General features: G+C 73.2%; 13 protein-coding genes. 6 read left to right on the plus strand and 7 right to left on the minus strand.

What is annotated here, in order from left to right:
- Positions 1-179: 179 nt before the first annotated feature.
- From ACZ6PY_RS29720 to ACZ6PY_RS29735, 4 genes are read right to left on the minus strand one after another with little or no spacing between them, the layout of a single operon-like run.
- On the minus strand, positions 180-2,393 hold the full coding sequence (locus ACZ6PY_RS29720; RefSeq protein ID WP_466078392.1) for an alpha-galactosidase: 2,214 nt from the start codon (positions 2,391-2,393) through the stop codon (positions 180-182).
- A complete protein-coding gene (locus ACZ6PY_RS29725; RefSeq protein WP_466078395.1) occupies positions 2,390-3,301 on the minus strand; it encodes a carbohydrate ABC transporter permease in 912 nt (303 codons plus the stop codon). The genes ACZ6PY_RS29720 and ACZ6PY_RS29725 overlap by 4 nt, the downstream gene beginning before the upstream one ends.
- Positions 3,298-4,254 carry a carbohydrate ABC transporter permease gene (locus tag ACZ6PY_RS29730; RefSeq protein WP_466078398.1) on the minus strand — a complete coding sequence of 319 codons (957 nt, stop codon included), beginning with the start codon at positions 4,252-4,254 and terminating at the stop codon, positions 3,298-3,300. The genes ACZ6PY_RS29725 and ACZ6PY_RS29730 overlap by 4 nt, the downstream gene beginning before the upstream one ends.
- Before the next feature lie 22 nt (positions 4,255-4,276).
- A complete protein-coding gene (locus ACZ6PY_RS29735) occupies positions 4,277-5,605 on the minus strand; it encodes an ABC transporter substrate-binding protein (protein WP_466078401.1) in 1,329 nt (442 codons plus the stop codon).
- A gap of 279 nt (positions 5,606-5,884) precedes the next feature.
- On the opposite strand from ACZ6PY_RS29735, the gene ACZ6PY_RS29740 reads away from it, so the two are divergent.
- From ACZ6PY_RS29740 to ACZ6PY_RS29750, 3 genes are all read left to right on the plus strand, one after another.
- Entirely contained in the window at positions 5,885-7,954 is a 2,070-nt protein-coding gene (locus ACZ6PY_RS29740) for a beta-galactosidase (RefSeq protein WP_466078404.1), read from the plus strand.
- Between the two features lie 26 nt (positions 7,955-7,980).
- Positions 7,981-8,757, plus strand: a complete 777-nt coding sequence (locus ACZ6PY_RS29745) for a DeoR/GlpR family DNA-binding transcription regulator (protein WP_466078407.1) — start codon at positions 7,981-7,983, stop codon at positions 8,755-8,757.
- Positions 8,758-8,860: 103 nt separating this feature from the next.
- Complete coding sequence (locus ACZ6PY_RS29750) at positions 8,861-9,808, plus strand: sporulation protein (protein WP_466078410.1); 948 nt, start codon at positions 8,861-8,863, stop codon at positions 9,806-9,808.
- Positions 9,809-9,870: 62 nt separating this feature from the next.
- Here ACZ6PY_RS29750 and ACZ6PY_RS29755 read toward each other — a convergent pair whose 3' ends face one another.
- The gene (locus ACZ6PY_RS29755; RefSeq protein WP_262284384.1) at positions 9,871-10,251 is read right to left on the minus strand and encodes a hypothetical protein; all 381 of its coding nucleotides are present in this window, start codon (positions 10,249-10,251) and stop codon (positions 9,871-9,873) included.
- Positions 10,252-10,552: 301 nt separating this feature from the next.
- On the opposite strand from ACZ6PY_RS29755, the gene ACZ6PY_RS29760 reads away from it, so the two are divergent.
- Positions 10,553-10,975, plus strand: a complete 423-nt coding sequence (locus ACZ6PY_RS29760; protein WP_466078412.1) for a hypothetical protein — start codon at positions 10,553-10,555, stop codon at positions 10,973-10,975.
- Between the two features lie 195 nt (positions 10,976-11,170).
- Here ACZ6PY_RS29760 and ACZ6PY_RS29765 read toward each other — a convergent pair whose 3' ends face one another.
- Both ACZ6PY_RS29765 and ACZ6PY_RS29770 read right to left on the minus strand, forming a co-directional pair.
- Positions 11,171-13,390: a HelD family protein gene (locus ACZ6PY_RS29765; protein ID WP_466078579.1), complete on the minus strand. Its 2,220-nt coding sequence runs from the start codon at positions 13,388-13,390 to the stop codon at positions 11,171-11,173.
- A 282-nt stretch (positions 13,391-13,672) separates the two neighbouring features.
- Positions 13,673-14,803, minus strand: coding sequence for a LolA family protein (locus ACZ6PY_RS29770; RefSeq protein WP_466078414.1), 1,131 nt, complete (start codon positions 14,801-14,803; stop codon positions 13,673-13,675).
- Between the two features lie 96 nt (positions 14,804-14,899).
- Here ACZ6PY_RS29770 and ACZ6PY_RS29775 point away from each other — a divergent pair, with 96 nt between their 5' ends.
- Entirely contained in the window at positions 14,900-15,556 is a 657-nt protein-coding gene (locus ACZ6PY_RS29775; protein ID WP_262284381.1) for a response regulator transcription factor, read from the plus strand.
- A complete protein-coding gene (locus ACZ6PY_RS29780; protein WP_466078417.1) occupies positions 15,553-17,001 on the plus strand; it encodes a sensor histidine kinase in 1,449 nt (482 codons plus the stop codon). The genes ACZ6PY_RS29775 and ACZ6PY_RS29780 overlap by 4 nt, the downstream gene beginning before the upstream one ends.
- The last annotated feature ends 6 nt before the right edge of the window (positions 17,002-17,007 follow it).

Below are 17,007 nucleotides of genomic sequence, written 5' to 3' on the forward strand. Positions count from 1 at the left end.
CGACAGCCGTCGAGGTCCGGCGGGCGGCGCAAGTATTGGCCCGCCGCCGATGCGGAGTCAAGAATTTCCGGAAGTCCCAGGCGCCGTCCGAGCCGCGACAGGCGGTGACCGGCAGGCCCTCGCGCGGATCGCCACCCCGGAAATTTCGCGCCTGTTCCGGTCGCCCCCTGGCGCCGTCCTCACCCGGCGGCGTCGACCTCCAGCAGCAGCGCCTGCTCCGGGTGCAGGGCCGGCAGCTGAAGTCCCACGGAACCCAGCACCGACCCGCTCAGCGTCACCCCGCCGCCCGTGGCCAGCCAGGCCGGTGGGGCCAGCTCCAACAGGGCCGGCTCCGGCACCCCGGCGGGCGGCCGGACCCGGTAGCGCCGGGCCGGATCCAGACCCGGCAGCCGCACCATGCCGGGCACCTGCGCCGCCGAGGTGGCCAGCCGGGACACCGCGTACACCGCGTGGGAGCCGTCGTGGGCGACCACGCCGTGGGCCTGGACGGCCGGGTCCGGGTGGTCGACCCGGACCACCCGGCCGCCGTGCAGCAGCGGGCGGAGCCGCTTGTGCAGCGCCACCCAGGCGGCGAGTTCGGCGCGCTCGGCCGCGCCGATCCCGCTGATGTCCCACTCGATGCCGTGGTGGCCGAAGAGCGCGGTGACCGCCCGGAAGCCCAGGTCGTGCACGCGGTGGGTGGTGTGCGAGCGCTCCGGTCCGATGTGGGTGCCGATCAGCTCGGGCGGCAGCAGCAGGCCGGTCCAGCGCTGGATGGACAGCCGCTCCAGGGCGTCGTTGCAGTCGCTGGCCCAGACCCGGTCGGTGCGGCGCAGGATCTCCAGGTCGACCCGGGCGCCCCCGGAGGAGCAGCTCTCGATCTCCACGCCCGGGTGCCGGGCGCGCAGGTCGTCGAGGAGCCGGTAGACGGCCACGGTTTGCGCGTGCACGCCGGGCCGCCCGCCGTGCCCGGCCTCGGTGAGGTCCCGGTTGTGGTCCCACTTCAGGTACGCGATCCCGTCGTGCTCGCTCAGCACCGCGTCCAGCCGGCCGAGCAGGTGGGCGTACGCGTCCGGGTGCGCGAGGTCGAGCACCTGCTGGTGCCGCCATTCCGGCGGGAGCCGGCCGGGGGCCTGGAGCACCCAGTCCGGATGGGCCCGGAACAGGTCCGAGTCCGGGTTGACCATCTCCGGCTCGACCCAGAGCCCGAACTGCATGCCGTGCTTCCGGACGTGGTCGATGAGCGGTTGCAGCCCGCCCGGCCACACCTCGTCGTCCACCCACCAGTCGCCGAGCCCGGCCCGGTCGTGCCGCCGGCCGCGGAACCAGCCGTCGTCCAGCACGAAGCGTTCCACGCCCACCTCGGCGGCCCGGTCCGCGAGGCCCCGGAGCCGGTCCAGGTCGTGGTCGAAGTAGACCGCCTCCCAGACGTTCAAGGTCACCGGGCGCGGGCCGCGCGGGTGCTCCGGGCGGGCGCGCAGGTGGGTGTGCAGCACGTCGCTGAGCCCGTCCAGACCGTCGGCGGAGTGCGCCGCGTAGAGCAGGGGAGTGGCGTACTCCTCGCCCGGCCCGAGCAGGACCTCCCCGGGGGCGAGCAGCTCACCGCCGCCGAGGGTGGCCTCCCCGGTCGGCCGGCGCTCGGCGACCGTGACGTGGTCGCCGCTCCACGCGGTGTGCACCGCCCACACCTCGCCGTGCCCGAAGCCGAACCCGGCGGTGCCGGCGACCAGCAGCAGGGTGGCGTCGTGCCCGGTCCGGCCGTGCCGCCCCTCGCGTACCCAGGCGCCCATCGGCCACGGGTGCCGCTGCGGCGCGCGCTCCCGGCACCAGCGCCCGGTCAGGTCGAGCAGTTCGGTGGCGACCGCCGGCACCGGCAGCACCGGCGTCAGCTCGCGTACCTCGTAGGGCCGGTCGCCGTCGTTGCGCAGCCGGTGCCGCACGGTCAGCAGCCCCGCGGCGCCCAGCGTGATCTCGACGGTCAGCGACAGCCCGGCGCCCGGGTCCGCGGCCCGCACGGTCACCCGCGCGGCACCGGCCCCGCCGTGGTCCCGCTCCTCCTCGGATACCCGGGCAGCCTCCCCACCCCCGGCCACGCTGCCCGATTCCGGGGCGTCGTCGGCGACGTCCAGCCCGGTGAGCCGGAAGGCGGTCGACCAGTCCCGGCCGTCCCGGTGCCCGGCCAGGCCGGGGCGGCCGCTCCAGCCGGCGCTCGGTTCGGGCAGCACCGACAGCACGGTCGGCGCGTCGAAGCTGCTCGGCACCACCGGCGGGACGGTGGCGTCGACCAGCGCGGGCAGGTCGGCGGTCGGGAGCGGCCCGAGGTCGGCGCCCCAGTGCACGACCCGGGGCAGGCCGGGGCCGCGCGCGTCGAGCACCAGGCTGGTCCGCGCGCGGCGCAGGTGGACGATGGTCATCCCTTGCTGGCTCCCAGGGTGAGGCCCCGGACGAACTGCTTCTGCAACAGGAAGAAGATGACCAGGGTGGGGATGGCGACCAGCACCGAGCCGGCCGAGACGAGGTTGTTGTCGGTGAAGAACTCGCCGCGCAGGTTGTTCAGCGAGCTGGTCACCGGGAACTTGTCGCCGGTGCGCATGAGCACGGTGGCCCAGAAGAACTCGTTGTAGATCCAGGTCACCTCCAGCGTCGCCAGCGCGGCCAGGGCCGGCCGGCACAGCGGCATGGTCACCTGCCAGTACTGCCGCCAGACGCTCGCCCCGTCCACCATGGCCGCCTCGTACAGCTCGTGCGGCAGGGCCTTCATGTAGTTGCTCAGCACGAAGACGCAGAAGCCGCACTGGAAGGCGACGTTGACCAGGATCAGCCCCCAGTAGCTGTCGTAGAGCAGCTCCGAGTCGCTCATCCAGGGCGGGAGCGGGATCTCGGTGAACATCCGGAACAGCGGGATGAGCAGGGCCTGCTGCGGCAGGAGGTTCGCCGCGGTGAACAGGCCGAGCAGCGCGATGTTGAACTTCCAGCTGAACCGGGCGATCACGAACGCCACGCACGAGGCGAGGAAGAGGGTCAGCAGCACCGCCGGGACGGTGATGTAGACCGAGTTCAGGAAGTGTTTGCCGAACTCGGCGGTCCGCCACGCGGTGAGGTAGTTGTCGAGGGTCCAGCCGCCGAGCGAGACGTAGCCGTGGGTGGCGGTGTACTCGTACGAGCGCAGCGAGGTCAGCACCGCCCAGAGGATCGGGAAGAGCCAGCCGACCGCCACCGCGGCGAGGAAGACGTGCAGGACCACGCGGGCCGGCCGCAGCGGCCGGCGGCGGGCGGGCGGCGGCGCGGTGTCGGGCGCACGGGTCAGGGTCGCGCTGCTCATCGCCGGTCCTCCCGCATCACGGTGAACAGGTAGAGGGTGATGAAGACCAGGGAGACGACCAGCATGATGGTCGCCAGCGCCGAGCCGAAGCCGATCCGGCTGGCCTCGCCCACCACGTTCTGGGTGACCAGGGCGGAGATCAGCTCCAGCCCGTTGCGGCCCTTGTTGATGACCCAGACCAGGTCGAAGGCGCGCAGTGACTCGATCACCGTCACCACCAGCACGATGATGTTGATGGGTCGCATCACCGGGAAGACGACCCGGAAGAACGTGCTGGCCTCGGAGGAGCCGTCCACGGCGGCGGCCTCGCGCAACGACGGGTCGACGCCCTTCAGGCCGGCCAGGTAGAGCAGCATGATGTAGCCGACGTGCCGCCAGCCGGCGGCGAGGAGCACCGCCCAGATGTTGACGTTCGGGTCGCCGTACCAGTCGGTCTGGGTGCCGAGCAGCGCGTTGAGCAGGCCCTGGTCGCGGCTGTAGATGAGCTGCCAGACGAAGCCGATCAGGGCCAGCGAGAGCACCACCGGCAGGTAGAGCGCGGTCTGGTAGAACCGGCTGCCGCGGATCTCCTTGTCGAGCAGCACGGCGAGGAACATCCCGAACGGGGTGGCCACCACGAACAGCGCGGCCAACCAGAGCAGGTTGTTCTGCACGGCCGGCACGAACGGCGGGTAGATGTTCACCACGTCGTCGTAGTTCTTCAGACCGACCCAGTCGATCTCGCCCAGCGGGCCGATGCCGTCCCAGTTGGTGCCGGAGAGCAGCACTGTCGCTCCCGCCGGCAGCCAGACCAGGCCGACGACGAGCAGCAGGGGCACCAGCACCATCAGCGTGATCACCACGCGGTCGGTGCCGGACAGGAGCCGTAGCCGTCGGCCGCGACCACGCGTGGTGGTGGTCGCGGCCGACGGCGGCACGGCGCGATCCGCTTGGATCAGGGGCAGGTCGGACATGACTGTCCTCCCCCTTCCGCCGTCAGCTGGTGAAGATCGACTTCTTCTGGTTCTCGATGCTGGTGAGCAGCCCGCCGATGTCCTTCGGGTCCTTGATGAACTGCTGCAACGCCGGGATCATCACGGTCGAGGCGAAGTCCGGCCGGGTGTCCCGGTCGAGGAACTGGGCGATCTCGGTGGCGGAGCCGACCAGCTCGGCGGCCTTCTTCTTCAGCGCGGTGTAGCCGCTGGTGTCCCCGCCGGTGTTGGCGACCAGGGTGCCGGGGTCGCCCTTCACCATGATGTTCGCGGCGTCGACGCCGCCGATGTACTCCAGCAGCTTCTTGGCGTTGGCCTCGGACTTCGGCTTGCGGGCCATCATGTAGCCGTCGATCGGCGCGTCCAGGGCCTTGGCCCCGATGGTGGAGTCGATCTCCGGGAAGGTGAAGAAGTCGATGTCGTCCTGCTCGTTCTCGTTGAACTGCTGGGCGACGAAGAGGCCGAGCAGGTACATGCCGCTCTTCTTCTGCTGCAGCGACTGGGCCGCCTCCTGCCAGGTCCGGCCCAGGGCGTCCGGCTGGTGCAGCGGCAGCAGCCCCGCCCAGGTGTCGAAGACCTTCTTCACCTTGTCGGAGGTCCACGCCTCCTTGCCGGCCATCAGGTCGACGTGGAACTGGTAGCCGTTGATCCGCAGGTTGAGGATGTCGAAGGTGCCCATCGCCGGCCAGCCGTCCTTGTCGGCGAAGGCGATCGGGCTCAAGCCGTCCTTCTTCATCTGCGCGCCGAGCGCGGTGAAGTCGTCGAGCGTCTTCGGCACCTGGTAGCCGCGCTGCTGCCACACCGACTTGCGGTAGAAAACCGCCCACGGGTAGTAGGACGCCGGCACGAAGTACTGCTTGCCGTCGTCCCCGGTCGAGGCCTTCTTGAACGCGTCGGAGAATCCCGAGAGCTTGCCCCAGACGTCGCTGACGTCGCCGGCCAGGCCCTTGGCGGCGAAGAACCGCATCCGGTAGCCGGCGAACCAGGTGAACACGTCGTCCGGCTTGCCCTGCAGGTAGTTGTTGATGTTCTCCTGGAACGTGTTGTGGTCGACCGTGTTGATGTTGACGGTGACCCCGGACTTGGTCTGGAAGCCGGCCGCCAGCTTGGCGAGGACGTCCTTCGGCGTGGGGTCCGAGGCGTTCGAGCCGACCGACACGGTCTTCGAATCGGCACCGGAGTCGGAGTCGGAGCCGCAGCCGGCGAGCAGTCCCGTGCCGAGCAGCGCGCCCGTGCCGGCCGCGCCGGCGAGCAGCGAGCGGCGGTTCAGGCCGGCGACGGACGGGGGTACGAGTCGAGCGAGGTACTCGGCTTCGGTACGGGGACGGGACATTGTGCCTCCTGCGTGGAAGAGGTGCGCTGCGCCCAAGGGCTGTGATGGGTGACGGGGATAGGTGTTCGTGCCGGCCGCCGTAGATCCACCGAGAATCCACACGTCCGAACAGAAACAGCCGGTGGCGGTTGAAGCTACCCCTTGCTTCGGCGCTGTCAAGAGGGCAGAAGGACAGCGATAACCCAGTTGTGACAACGGGGGAACTCGGTAAACGTTGGAATTTCTGTCGATGTTGGAAAGTGTTGACTTGGGTGGCGTTCGGCGGCACGCTCTGCTGTCATGCGGAACTGGCACGGCGAGCAGATCTGGTACGGCGCGGACTACAACCCGGAGCAGTGGCCCGAGGAGACCTGGGCCGAGGACGTCGAGCTGATGCGCCGGGCCGGGGTCAACCTCGTCTCGGTCGGGATCTTCTCCTGGGCCCTGCTGGAACCCGCTCCCGGCCGCTTCGAGTTCGGCTGGCTCGACCGGGCGCTCGACCTGCTGCACGCCGGCGGGATCAGCGTCGACCTCGCCACCGCCACGGCCAGCCCGCCGCCCTGGCTGGCCCACCGGCACCCGGAGACGTTGCCCCGCCGCGCCGACGGCACCATCCTCTGGCCGGGCGGGCGGCAGGCGTACTGCCCCAGCTCGCCGGTGTTCCGCGAGCGCTCGCTCGCCCTGGTCGAGGCCGTGGCGGGCCGGTACGCCGACCACCCGGCCGTCGTCATGTGGCACGTCTCCAACGAGCTGGGCTGCCACAACGTGCACTGCTACTGCGACGTCAGCGCCGAGGCGTTCCGCACCTGGCTGCGCGAGCGGTACGGCGACCTGGACACGCTCAACGCCGCCTGGGGCACCGCGTTCTGGAGCCAGCGCTACCACGACTGGGCCGAGGTCCACCCGCCGCGGACCGCCCCGACCTTCGCCAACCCCACCCAGCAGCTGGACTTCCTGCGCTTCTCCTCCGACGAGCAGCGCGCCCAGCTGCGCGCCGAGCGGGAGCTGCTGACCCGGCTCACCACCCAGCCGGTCACGACGAACTTCATGATCGGCACCGGCATCAAGTACCTCGACTACCACTCCTGGGCCGCCGACGTGGACCTGGTCGCCAACGACCACTACCTCACCGCCGCCGACCCCCAGCCGCAGGTCGGCCTGGCGCTGGCCGCCGACCACACCCGGGGCGTCGCCGGTGGCGACCCGTGGCTGCTCATGGAGCACTCCACCAGCGCGGTGAACTGGCAGCCGCGCAATGTCGCCAAGACCCCCGGCCAGCTGCGCCGCAACAGCCTCGCCCACGTGGCGCGCGGCGCCGACGGGGTGCTGTTCTTCCAGTGGCGGGCCTCCCGGTCCGGCGCCGAGAAGTTCCACTCCGCGCTGGTCCCGCACGCCGGCCCGGAGACCAAGGTGTTCCGCGAGGTCTGCCGGCTCGGCGCGGACCTGCGGGCACTGGCCGAGGTGCGCGGCAGCCGGGTCGACGCCGACGTGGCCGTACTCTTCGACTACGAGGCCTGGTGGGGTGCCGAACTCGACTCCCACCCCAGCGTCGACGTCACCTACGTCGACCGGCTCACCGCGCTGCACGGCGCGCTCTGGCGGGCCGGGGTCACCGCCGACGTGGTGCACCCGTCCACCGACCTGTCCCGCTACCGGCTGGTCCTGGCGCCCACCCTCTACCTGGTCCGCGACGCCGACGCCGACGCGCTGCGCCGGTACGTCGAGGCCGGCGGGACCGCGCTTGTCACCTACTTCAGCGGCATCGTCGACGAGCACGACCACATCCGGCTCGGCGGCTACCCGGGCGCGTTCCGCGACCTGCTCGGCGTCCGCACCGAGGAGTTCTTCCCGCTCCGGGCCGGCGAGTCGGTCCGCCTCGACGACGGCACGACCGCCGACGTGTGGACCGAGTGGCTGCACGCCGAGGGCGCCGAGGTGCTCGCCGCGTACGCCGACGGGCCGCTGCCCGGCGTGCCGGCGCTGACCCGGCACGCGGTCGGCGCGGGCGCGGCCTGGTACCTCGGCACCCGGCTCGACCAGGCGGCCACCGACCGGCTGGTCGCCCGGCTGCTCGCGGAGGCGGGCGTCCGCCCGGCGGCTACCGCCCCGGAGGGGGTCGAGGTGGTCCGCCGCCGGGCCGGCGACCGGAGCTGGCTGTTCGTCATCAACCACACCGACGCCGAGGCCCGGCTGGCGGTCACCGGCGCCGAACTGCTCGCCGGGGGCTGGTGCGACGGCGAGTTGGTCGTCCCGGCGGGGGAGGTGGCCGTCGTCCGCGAGACGTCCGGCGGCGCCGGCGACCGCGCCCTGCCGCCCGGGCCGCCGGACGCCGGTGCGCCCGCGGTGCGCCGGACGACCGACGCGGTCTGACGTTTGTGCCGCCCGAAGGGAGTTCGATGCTCGCCCAGCAACGGCAGAGCGCCATCCTGGAGCTGATCCGCCAGCGCGGCGGCGTCCGGGTCAGCCACCTGGTCAGCCGCTTCGGGGTGTCGGACATGACCATCCGGCGGGATCTGGAGGTGCTCGCCGAGCGGGGCCTGGTCGACAAGGTCCACGGGGGAGCGACGCTGGCCGGCCCCGGTTCCGCCGAGGAGCCGGGCTTCGCCGCCAAGTCGATCCGGCAGCAGGCCGAGAAGCGGGCCATCGTCGAGCGGGCCGCCGGCCTGGTCGAGCCCGGCATGGCCATCGCGCTCTCCGCCGGCACCACCACCGCCGCCCTGGCGGCCCGGCTGGCCGACGTCCGGGGGCTGACCGTGGTCACCAACTCGATCCCGGTCGCCGACGCCCTCTACCAGAACCCGCGGGCCGACCAGACCGTCGTGCTCACCGGCGGCATCCGCACGCCCTCGGACGCGCTGACCGGCCCGGTGGCCGAGGCGGCCATCGCGGCGCTCAACGTCGACCTGCTCTTCCTCGGCGTGCACGGCATGAGCCCGCGTACCGGGTTCACCACCCCGAACCTGCTGGAGGCGGCCGTCAACCGGCGGCTGATCGGCGCGGCCCGGCGGCTCGTGGTGCTCGCCGACCACACCAAGTGGGAGACGATCGGCATCGCCACCATCGCCCCGCTGGAGGCGGCCGACGTGCTCGTCACCGACGGCGGGCTGCCGCCGGAGGGGCGCCAGCAGATCGGCGAGCAGGTCGGTGAGCTCATAGTGGTCGACGTCGACTGACCGGCCCGGCTTTCAGGCACTTCACAGGCGCCCAGGTTAGGGTCCCCTTCGTGGCCCCGTGCGCTCCAGGGTGGAGCGCGCCGACGGTGGAAGCGGAGTGGCGATGGTCTTCAAGAAGATGTTGAGCGCGTTCGGCGTGGGCGGCCCGAGCGTCGACACCGTGCTGACCAACCCCAACACCCGGCCGGGCCTGACCCTGGACGGGCACGTCAACCTGGTCGGCGGCGACGCGCCGGCGAGCATCGAGCAGATCACCGTCGGCCTGGTCACCCGGGTCGAGATCGAGAGCGGCGACACCGAGTACGCCGGCGTCATGGAGTTCCACCGGATGCCGGTGAGCGGGCCGCTGGACCTGGCCCCGAAGCAGCAGCTGTCCATCCCGTTCCAGCTCCCGGTGCCGTGGGAGACCCCGGTCACCGACGTGTACGGCCAGCGGCTGCACGGCATGACCATGGGCCTGCGCACCGAGCTGGCGGTGGCCCGGGCCGTGGACAAGTCCGACCTGGACCAGGTGGCGGTGCACCCGCTGCCGATCCACGAGCGCATCCTCGACGCCTTCCAGGCGCTCGGCTTCCGGTTCAAGCACGCCGACCTGGAGCGCGGGCACATCCGCGGGGTGCAGCAGACGCTCCCCTTCTACCAGGAGATCGAGTTCTTCGCCGCGCCCCAGTACGCGCAGGTGACCAACGAGGTCGAGCTGACCTTCGTCACCAGCCAGCACGGCGTCGAGGTGATCCTGGAGTGCGACAAGCGCGGCGGCTTCCTCACCCCCGGTCACGACGCCTTCGGCCGCTACGCCGTCCCGCACAGCGACGCGGGCCGCACCGACTGGGTCCAGGTGGTCGACGGCTGGCTGCGGGAGACCACCTCGCGCTACGGCAACCTGCGCGCGCACGGCTTCGGCGCGCCGCGCGGGCACCACGGCCACCGCGGCGCGGGCATGGGCGGCATGGTGGCCGGTGCCGCGCTGGGCGTGGCGGGCGGCCTGGTCGCCGGCGAGCTGATCGAGGACGCCTTCGAGGGCGATTTCGGCGACTTCGGCGGGGAGTGACCACACGCGACGATGCCCCCGGGGTGACCCCGGGGGCATCGTCGTTTCAGGAGCGGCTCCGGTCAGTGCCGGGCCTTGCGCTCCTCACCGCTGCGGAAGTTGCTTCCGGCCTTGGCCAGACCGCGGCTACCCAGGTAACCGATGGTCAGCAGCGTGATGAAGAACCAGGCCTGCGGTGCGCGGAAGATGTCCACCCCGACCGAGTTCTTGCCGACCAGGAAGGACGCCACCAGCACGGCCGCCACCGACGCGACGTAGACCCAGAATTCGGTCGTCGCGAACGACGGCTTGGTCTCCGTACCGGGCGACTGGATCGCCTGCTCCCGATGCCCGTCGTGCATCATCGGCATGGGGCGGGTCGGCGTCTCCTGCATGGCGGCCCGGTTGGACATGTCCTGTGCCGGCCGGTTCATCGGCCTGGCGGATGCAGCCTGCGTGCTCATCTGGTCCTCCTCAGGATTTGATGAGTCGTTCTCTGCACACCACCCGCCCCGCTGCCGCAGGTCGGCCACGGCACGGTTCGCGCACTGTGGCGGGGGCACCCTCCGTCTACCCCTGGCCCCGGTGAGGTAACGCCACCTGGCGGCCGAATAGGAGCGCCGGCGGCAGCCCGCCTGACCGGCGGCGAGAAACGGACATCCAGGCGGATAGCCGGCGCGGTCGGGGTCGGCCGGGCCGGCCGGTTTCAGCCCCCGGTCGTCGGGCACGCAAGGAAGATCCCGAGAAATCTGCGAGGTGGTTCACGTGCGTGAGGACGACATGCGGCAGCAGGCCGCCCGGCGGGCCGAGGAGCGCGTCGCCGGCGGCGTCTACGGCGAGGGCGCGCTCGACGAGGTCACCGTGCCGCAGACCGACGTGCTGCGGGTCATCCAGGAGGAGGATCCGGACGACCCGGCGCACGCCCCGGTCGACCCGAACGTGTTGCGCGACGGCGGCCCGACCCGGGGCCAGGGCGCGGTCACCACGACCGGCGGCACCGCCGGTCCGGCCAGCGTCCGCCGGGTGGCCCGCCAGCCGGAGCAGCACCGGGGCACGGTGGCGCCGACGACCACGGGCGACGCCACGACCGGCGGCCTGAGCACCCCGGCCGGCGGCTCCACCAGCGACGCGTCGTCGAGCGGCAGCCAGGTCGGCAACTTCACCAACGACCAGGCCAACCCGGGCTGACACCCGGGCACAAGCGGCGGAGGGGGCGGCCAGGGCCGCCCCCTCCGCCGCGCTCTACCGGCCCCCGCCCGCGCCCGCGCCCGCGCCCGCGCCCGCCCCCGCCCGCGCCCGCGCCCGCGTCGATCATGAGGTTGGCGGCGGTGTTGATCTCCATTCCCGCCGCAAACCTCATGATCGTCAGAAGGGTCGGGTGGGTCAGGCGGTGTGGAGGATGCCCAGGCGTTGGGTGGCTCGGGTGAGGGCCACGTAGAGGTCGCTGTGGCCGCGTGGGGACTCGGCGACGATCCGGTCCGGGTCCACCACCAGCACCGAGTCGAACTCCAGGCCCTTGGCCTGCTCGGTGGTGAGCACCACCACCCGGTTCGCCAGCTCCGGCTGCTCGCCGACGGTCGCCTCGGGCAGCGCCGCGACGACCGCCGCCCCCAGCTCGTCCACCCGGCCGGCCGGCACGATCACCCCGAGCCGGCCGTCGGCCAACCCGGCCGCCTCCCGCGCGGTCGCCTCGACCAGGTTGGCGGCGAGCCGGTCCGCCGGCACCGTACGGTCCCACGGCGGCACGCCGCTGGCGCGTACGGAGCGGGGTGGGCGCAACGCCGGGTCGATCTCGGCCAGCACCTCGGCGGCGACCGCCATGATCTCGGCCGGGGTGCGGTAGCTGACGGTCAGCTCCTCCAGCCGCCACCGGTCCGCCACGTACGGCGCCAGCGCCTCCTGCCACGACGGCGTGCCGGCGAGCGCCCCGGTCTGTGCCACGTCCCCCACGATCGTCATGGACCGGCTCGGGCACCGGCGCATGAGCAGGCGCCAGGCCATCGGCGACAGCTCCTGCGCCTCGTCGACGATCACGTGCCCGAAGGCCCACGTGCGGTCGGCGGCGGCCCGCTGCGCGGTGGTGAGGTTGTCGGTCTCCTCCTGCCGCTCGGAGAGCCGGTCGGCGTCGATCAGGTCGGTGACGCCGAGGATCTCGCCGCCGTCCGCCTCGTCCTCCACGTCGATCGAGCGCGAACCCCGCCAGATCTCCAGCACGCCCTCGGCGTACTCGCGTTCCAGGGCCCGGATCCGTTCCCGGCGGGCGGCGGCGGCGCGCTCGTCCTCGCCGAGCAGCTCGGCCGCCTCGTCCAGCAGCGGCACGTCGGCCGGCGTCCAGCCACCCGGCTCCCGGTGCAGCGCGGCCCGCTCCGCGTCGGTGAGCATCGGCGCGGCGGCGGCGATCCGCTCCGGTGACTCGAACAGGTCGGCGAGCAGCCGCTGCGGGGTGAGCACCGGCCACAGCTCGTCCAGCGCGGCCCGGATCCCCGGCTCGTCGCGCAGCTCCCGGCGGATCTCTGCCCGGTCGGCCTCGGAGAGCAGGTTCTCCCCGCCGAGCGGGTCGGCGCCGATCCGCTCGGCCACCTGGTCGGCGAGCGCGTGCACGATCTCGATGTCGAACAGCGCCCGGGCCAGGTTGTGCGGGCGGTCGGTGCGGCGGACCCGCTCCCGTGCCTGGCGCACGGTCTCCGGGTCGAGGGTGAGGATCTCCCGCTGGGGCAGTTCGATCTCCAGCGGCTCGTCCGGCACCCACTGCCGGTCCCGTACCGCGTTGGCCAGCACCTCGGCCAGCACGGCACGGCCCTTCAGCGCCGCGGTGGCCGCCGGCTCGGTGCGCCGGGCGTGCACGCCGGGGAACAGATCCGCCTGGGTGCGCAGCAGCACGCCCGTCTCGGCCAGCGTCGGCAGCACCTGGGAGATGTAGCGCAGGAAGGTGGGGTTCGGGCCGACCAGCAGCACGCCCCGGGTGGAGAGCTGCTGGCGGTGGGTGTAGAGCAGGTACGCGGCCCGGTGCAGCGCCACCGCGGTCTTGCCGGTGCCCGGCCCGCCCTGCACCACCATGACGCCCGGCAGGTCGGCCCGGATGATCCGGTCCTGCTCCGCCTGGATGGTCTCGACGATGTCGCGCATCCGCCCGGTACGCCCGGCGTTCAGCGCGGCGAGCAGCGACGCCTCGCCCGTCACCTCCTCGTGGGCGGTGGGGGAGGCGGCGGCGATGTCCAGCACCTCGTCGTTGAGCCCGGTGACCTTCCGCTCCCGGGTACGCAGGTGCCGCCGCCGGCGGACCCCCTGCGGGTTGGCGGCGGTCGCCAGGTAGAAGGCGCGGGCGGCCGGGGCGCGCCAGTCGATCAGCAGCGGGTCGTAGTCGCCGGACGTGTCGAAGATGCCGATCCGGCCGATGTAGCGGCACGAGTCGTCGTCGCCGTCGAGGCGGCCGAAACAGAGGCCGCTCTCCACCGCGGAGAGCTGCTCGACCTGCTCGGCGTACATCCGCACGGCGTGGTCGCGTTGCGACCGGGCCTGCTTCGTGCCGCCGGTGGCGCGCAGCTCCTCGGTGAGCCGCCGGGCGGCCTGGTCCCGCTTGTCGTCCAGCCGGTCGTAGAGCATCGAGACGTACGTCTGCTCGCGGCCGATCTCGTCGTCCTGGTCCAGTTCACCCGACACGTCGGAGTGGGTTGACAAGCCGGCTCCTCATCGCCTAGAATTGCGGCAGGAATGGCTTTTGGAGCCATTCCTTTTTGTGTTTGAACTGAGAAAGATACCGCGCGGCGGGCCGCCGGACCAAGCCTCGCCGGCGCCCACGACCACGTCACACCCGCAGGCTCGCACACGAAAGCGGGGCCCGGCCGGCACACGCCGACCGGACCCCGGAGAGTCCGCTTGCGGATCTCAGCCCTTCGCCGCCTGGTACAGCCGCTCCGGCCGCACGAGACCGGCCAGCACCCGGCCGTCGTCGGTGAGCAGCACGCTGAACAGCTTGCCGGTGAGCAGCCGGCCGCTGCCCCAGTCGCCGCTCACCCGCTGCAGCCCGCCGAGCACCTTCGCCATCATGTCGGCGTCCGGCCCGGCCGCCTCGCCCGGCTTCGCGCCCGGCTTCCCGCCCGCCGCTCCCGCGGCGCCGGCCGCGTCGAGCTTCGCCACCAGCACGGTGGTCCAGTCCGTCCCCACGGTACGCACGTCCGGGTCGGCCCCGCCCCGCTCCGGGCGCTGCCGGCCGGCCGGCCCGCGCTCGTCACCCGCCGGCTCCTCCTTGACCGTCACACCCGGCGGCGGGTTGAACGTGAACTGGTCGGCGTCCGGCGTGCGGAAGTCGACCTGCGTGAAGGCCACCTCGAACGCCGGCTCGTCCACCCCGTCGGCGAGCACCTCGAAGCGCAGCGGCACGTGCTCCTTCGCGTCCAGCGCGACCCGCACCTGGTGCACCAGCGAATCCCGGTCGCGCGGGGTCAGCACCAGCTCGTACACGCTGCGCCCGGCGACGGTGGCGGAGCGGCCGACGGTGACCGCGGTGCTCGGGTCGATCGCCTCGAGCGCCCGGTCGGCGGCGTCGGCCGGGGTGGCCGGCGCGGACCCGAGGTCCTTGGCGTCCGCCGGCAGCTTCCGGTGGGACGCGGTGTTGGCCCGGCTGTCCCAGGTCCAGACGTCGCGCCCGTCACGCAGCACGTCCCGCTCGCCCAGCGTGTCGACCAGGGCGAGCCGCTGGCGCTCCGGGCCGGCGTACCAGACCCGCAGCGTGTGCGTGCCGCTGACCAGGCTGGCCAGATCGTTCCCGGCGGCCTGCCCGACCAGCCCGGCGATCGGCGGCAGCCCGAGGTCGGCGCGCTGCACGACGGTGCCGGAGAGCCCGTCGAGGCGGGACGTCCGCAGGTCCTCCAGGAGCTGGGCGGCGGTGCGCGGCGGCAGCGCCGGGTCGGCCCCGGCCGCGAACGTGCCGACGGCGGCGCCGCCCCCGATCACGGCGACCCCCGCGGTCACCGGGACCAGCCAGCGGAGCACGGCGCGGTTCTTCAGTACGGACATGGTGTGCACCTCCTGACGGTAGATGCTGCACCAGGGTCGCTGTGAGAGCGCTGAGGAGATTCCCTAGGGGGTGTCACCTGATGGCACCCTTGACCCGTGCGGTTGCTGGTGGTGGAGGACGAGACGCGGCTGGCCGCGTCGCTGCGGCGGGGTCTCCAGGCGGAGGGCTTCGTGGTGGACGTCGAGCCCACCGGCCCCGGCGGGCTGGACGCCGCCCGGCACGGCGACTACGACGCGATGATCCTCGACGTGATGCTGCCCGGGTTGTCCGGCTACGAGGTGGTGCGCCGGCTGCGCGCCGAGGAGCGCTGGCTGCCGGTGCTGATGCTCTCGGCCAAGGACGGCGAGTACGACCAGGCCGACGGTCTGGACTGCGGGGCCGACGACTACCTGACCAAGCCCTTCTCGTACGTGGTGCTGCTGGCCCGGCTGCGGGCGCTGCTGCGCCGCGGCGCGCCGGAGCGCCCGGCCGTGCTCGCGGTCGGCGACCTGCGGTTGGATCCGGCGCGGCGGCGGGTGACCCGTTCCGACGCCGAGGTGGCCCTGACCGCCCGCGAGTACGCCCTGCTCGCCTACCTGATGCGCCGCCCCGGCGAGGTGGTCTCCAAGACCGAGCTGCTGGACCACGTCTGGGACGCCTCGGTGGAGACGGCGCCGAACGCGGTCGAGGTCTACGTCGGCTACCTGCGCCGCAAGATCGGCCGGGACCGGCTGGAGACGGTCCGCGGCGCCGGCTACCGGCTCGCCACATGAGGCGCCGGCTCAGCGCGCTCCTGCCGGACCTCGGGCTGCGGTCCCGGCTGCTCGCGCTCGGGGTGCTCGGGCTTGTCCTCGGGTTCGCGCTCGGCGGGGCGCTGCTGCTCGGCGCGCTCGGCTGGACGTTGCAGCGCTCCGTCGACGCCGAGGCGCTCCGCACCGCGGACGCCGTCGCGATGCTGGCCACCGAGGACGCGCTGCCCGATCCGCTGCCGGTGGCCGGCGGGCAGCTCCGCGTCCAGGTGATCGACGGCCAGGGCCGGATCCGGGCCGCCTCCATCGACGCCGACCGGCTGGTGCCGATGCTCGGCGCCGACCAGTTGCGCGCCGGGGAGCGCCAGCGGCTGGTGGTGGACGGGCGGCGGGTCGGCCTCACCGGGCCGGTGCGGGTGGTGACGGTGCCGGCGGGCACCCCGGACGAGCCGCGCACCGTGCTGGTGGCGAAGTCGATGTCCGACGTCCGGCACAGCCTCCATGTGGTCCGGAACCTGCTGCTTGTCGGTTTCCCGCTGCTGGTGGCCGGGCTGGCCGTGGTGGCCTGGCGGGTGGTGGGGGCGACCCTGCGGCCGGTGGAGGCGCTGCGCAGCGGGGCCGCCGAGATCACCGGCCGGGCCGGCGCGGAGCGGCTGCCCGTGCCGGCCGGGCGGGACGAGATCCAGCGGCTGGCGGTCACCCTCAACGACATGCTGGACCGGCTGGCCGCGTCCCGGGACCGGCAGCGGGCGTTCGTCGCCGACGCCGCGCACGAGCTGCGCAGCCCCCTCACGAACATGCGCACCGAGCTGGAGGTGGCCCGGCGGCTGGGCGACCCGGACTGGCCGGCCGTGGCGGAGAACCTGCTCGCCGACACGGAGCGGCTCAGCCGGCTCGTCGACGACCTGCTGCTGCTGGCCCGCCTCGACGAGCAGGCCGCCCGGCCGGACCGCCCCGCGCCGCACGCGGTCGGCCCGGTGGAGCTGGGGGAGCTGCTGCGCGGGGTGGCGGAGCGCTATCCGTCCCCGCCGCTGCGCCACATCCCGCCGGCCGGGCCGCTCTGGACCGAGGGGGACCCGGGGGAGCTGCGCCGGGTGCTGGTCAACCTCGTGGAGAACGCGCTGCGGCACGCGCACGGCGAGGTGCGGCTCGCGGTCACCGGCCCGCACGCCGGCCCGCCGGTGCCCCGGCAGCGGAGCGGTTCGGCGTACCACCTGGTCACGGTGACCGACGACGGGCCGGGCATCCCGGCAGCGGACCGGGAGCGGGTCTTCGCCCGCTTCACCCGGCTGGACGACGCCCGGGCGCGGGACGCCGGCGGCGCCGGTCTCGGCCTGGCCATTGTGCGGGAGCTGGTCCGCCGGGCCGGCGGCAGCGTCGAGCTGGCCGACGCCGAGCCGGCGGCGGCCGCCCCGGGGCTGCGCGTGACGGTACGGCTGCCGGCGCTCGCCGACCCGGAGGTGGAGTGACGCCCC

The organism is Micromonospora sp. NPDC048907 (genome assembly GCF_055586885.1).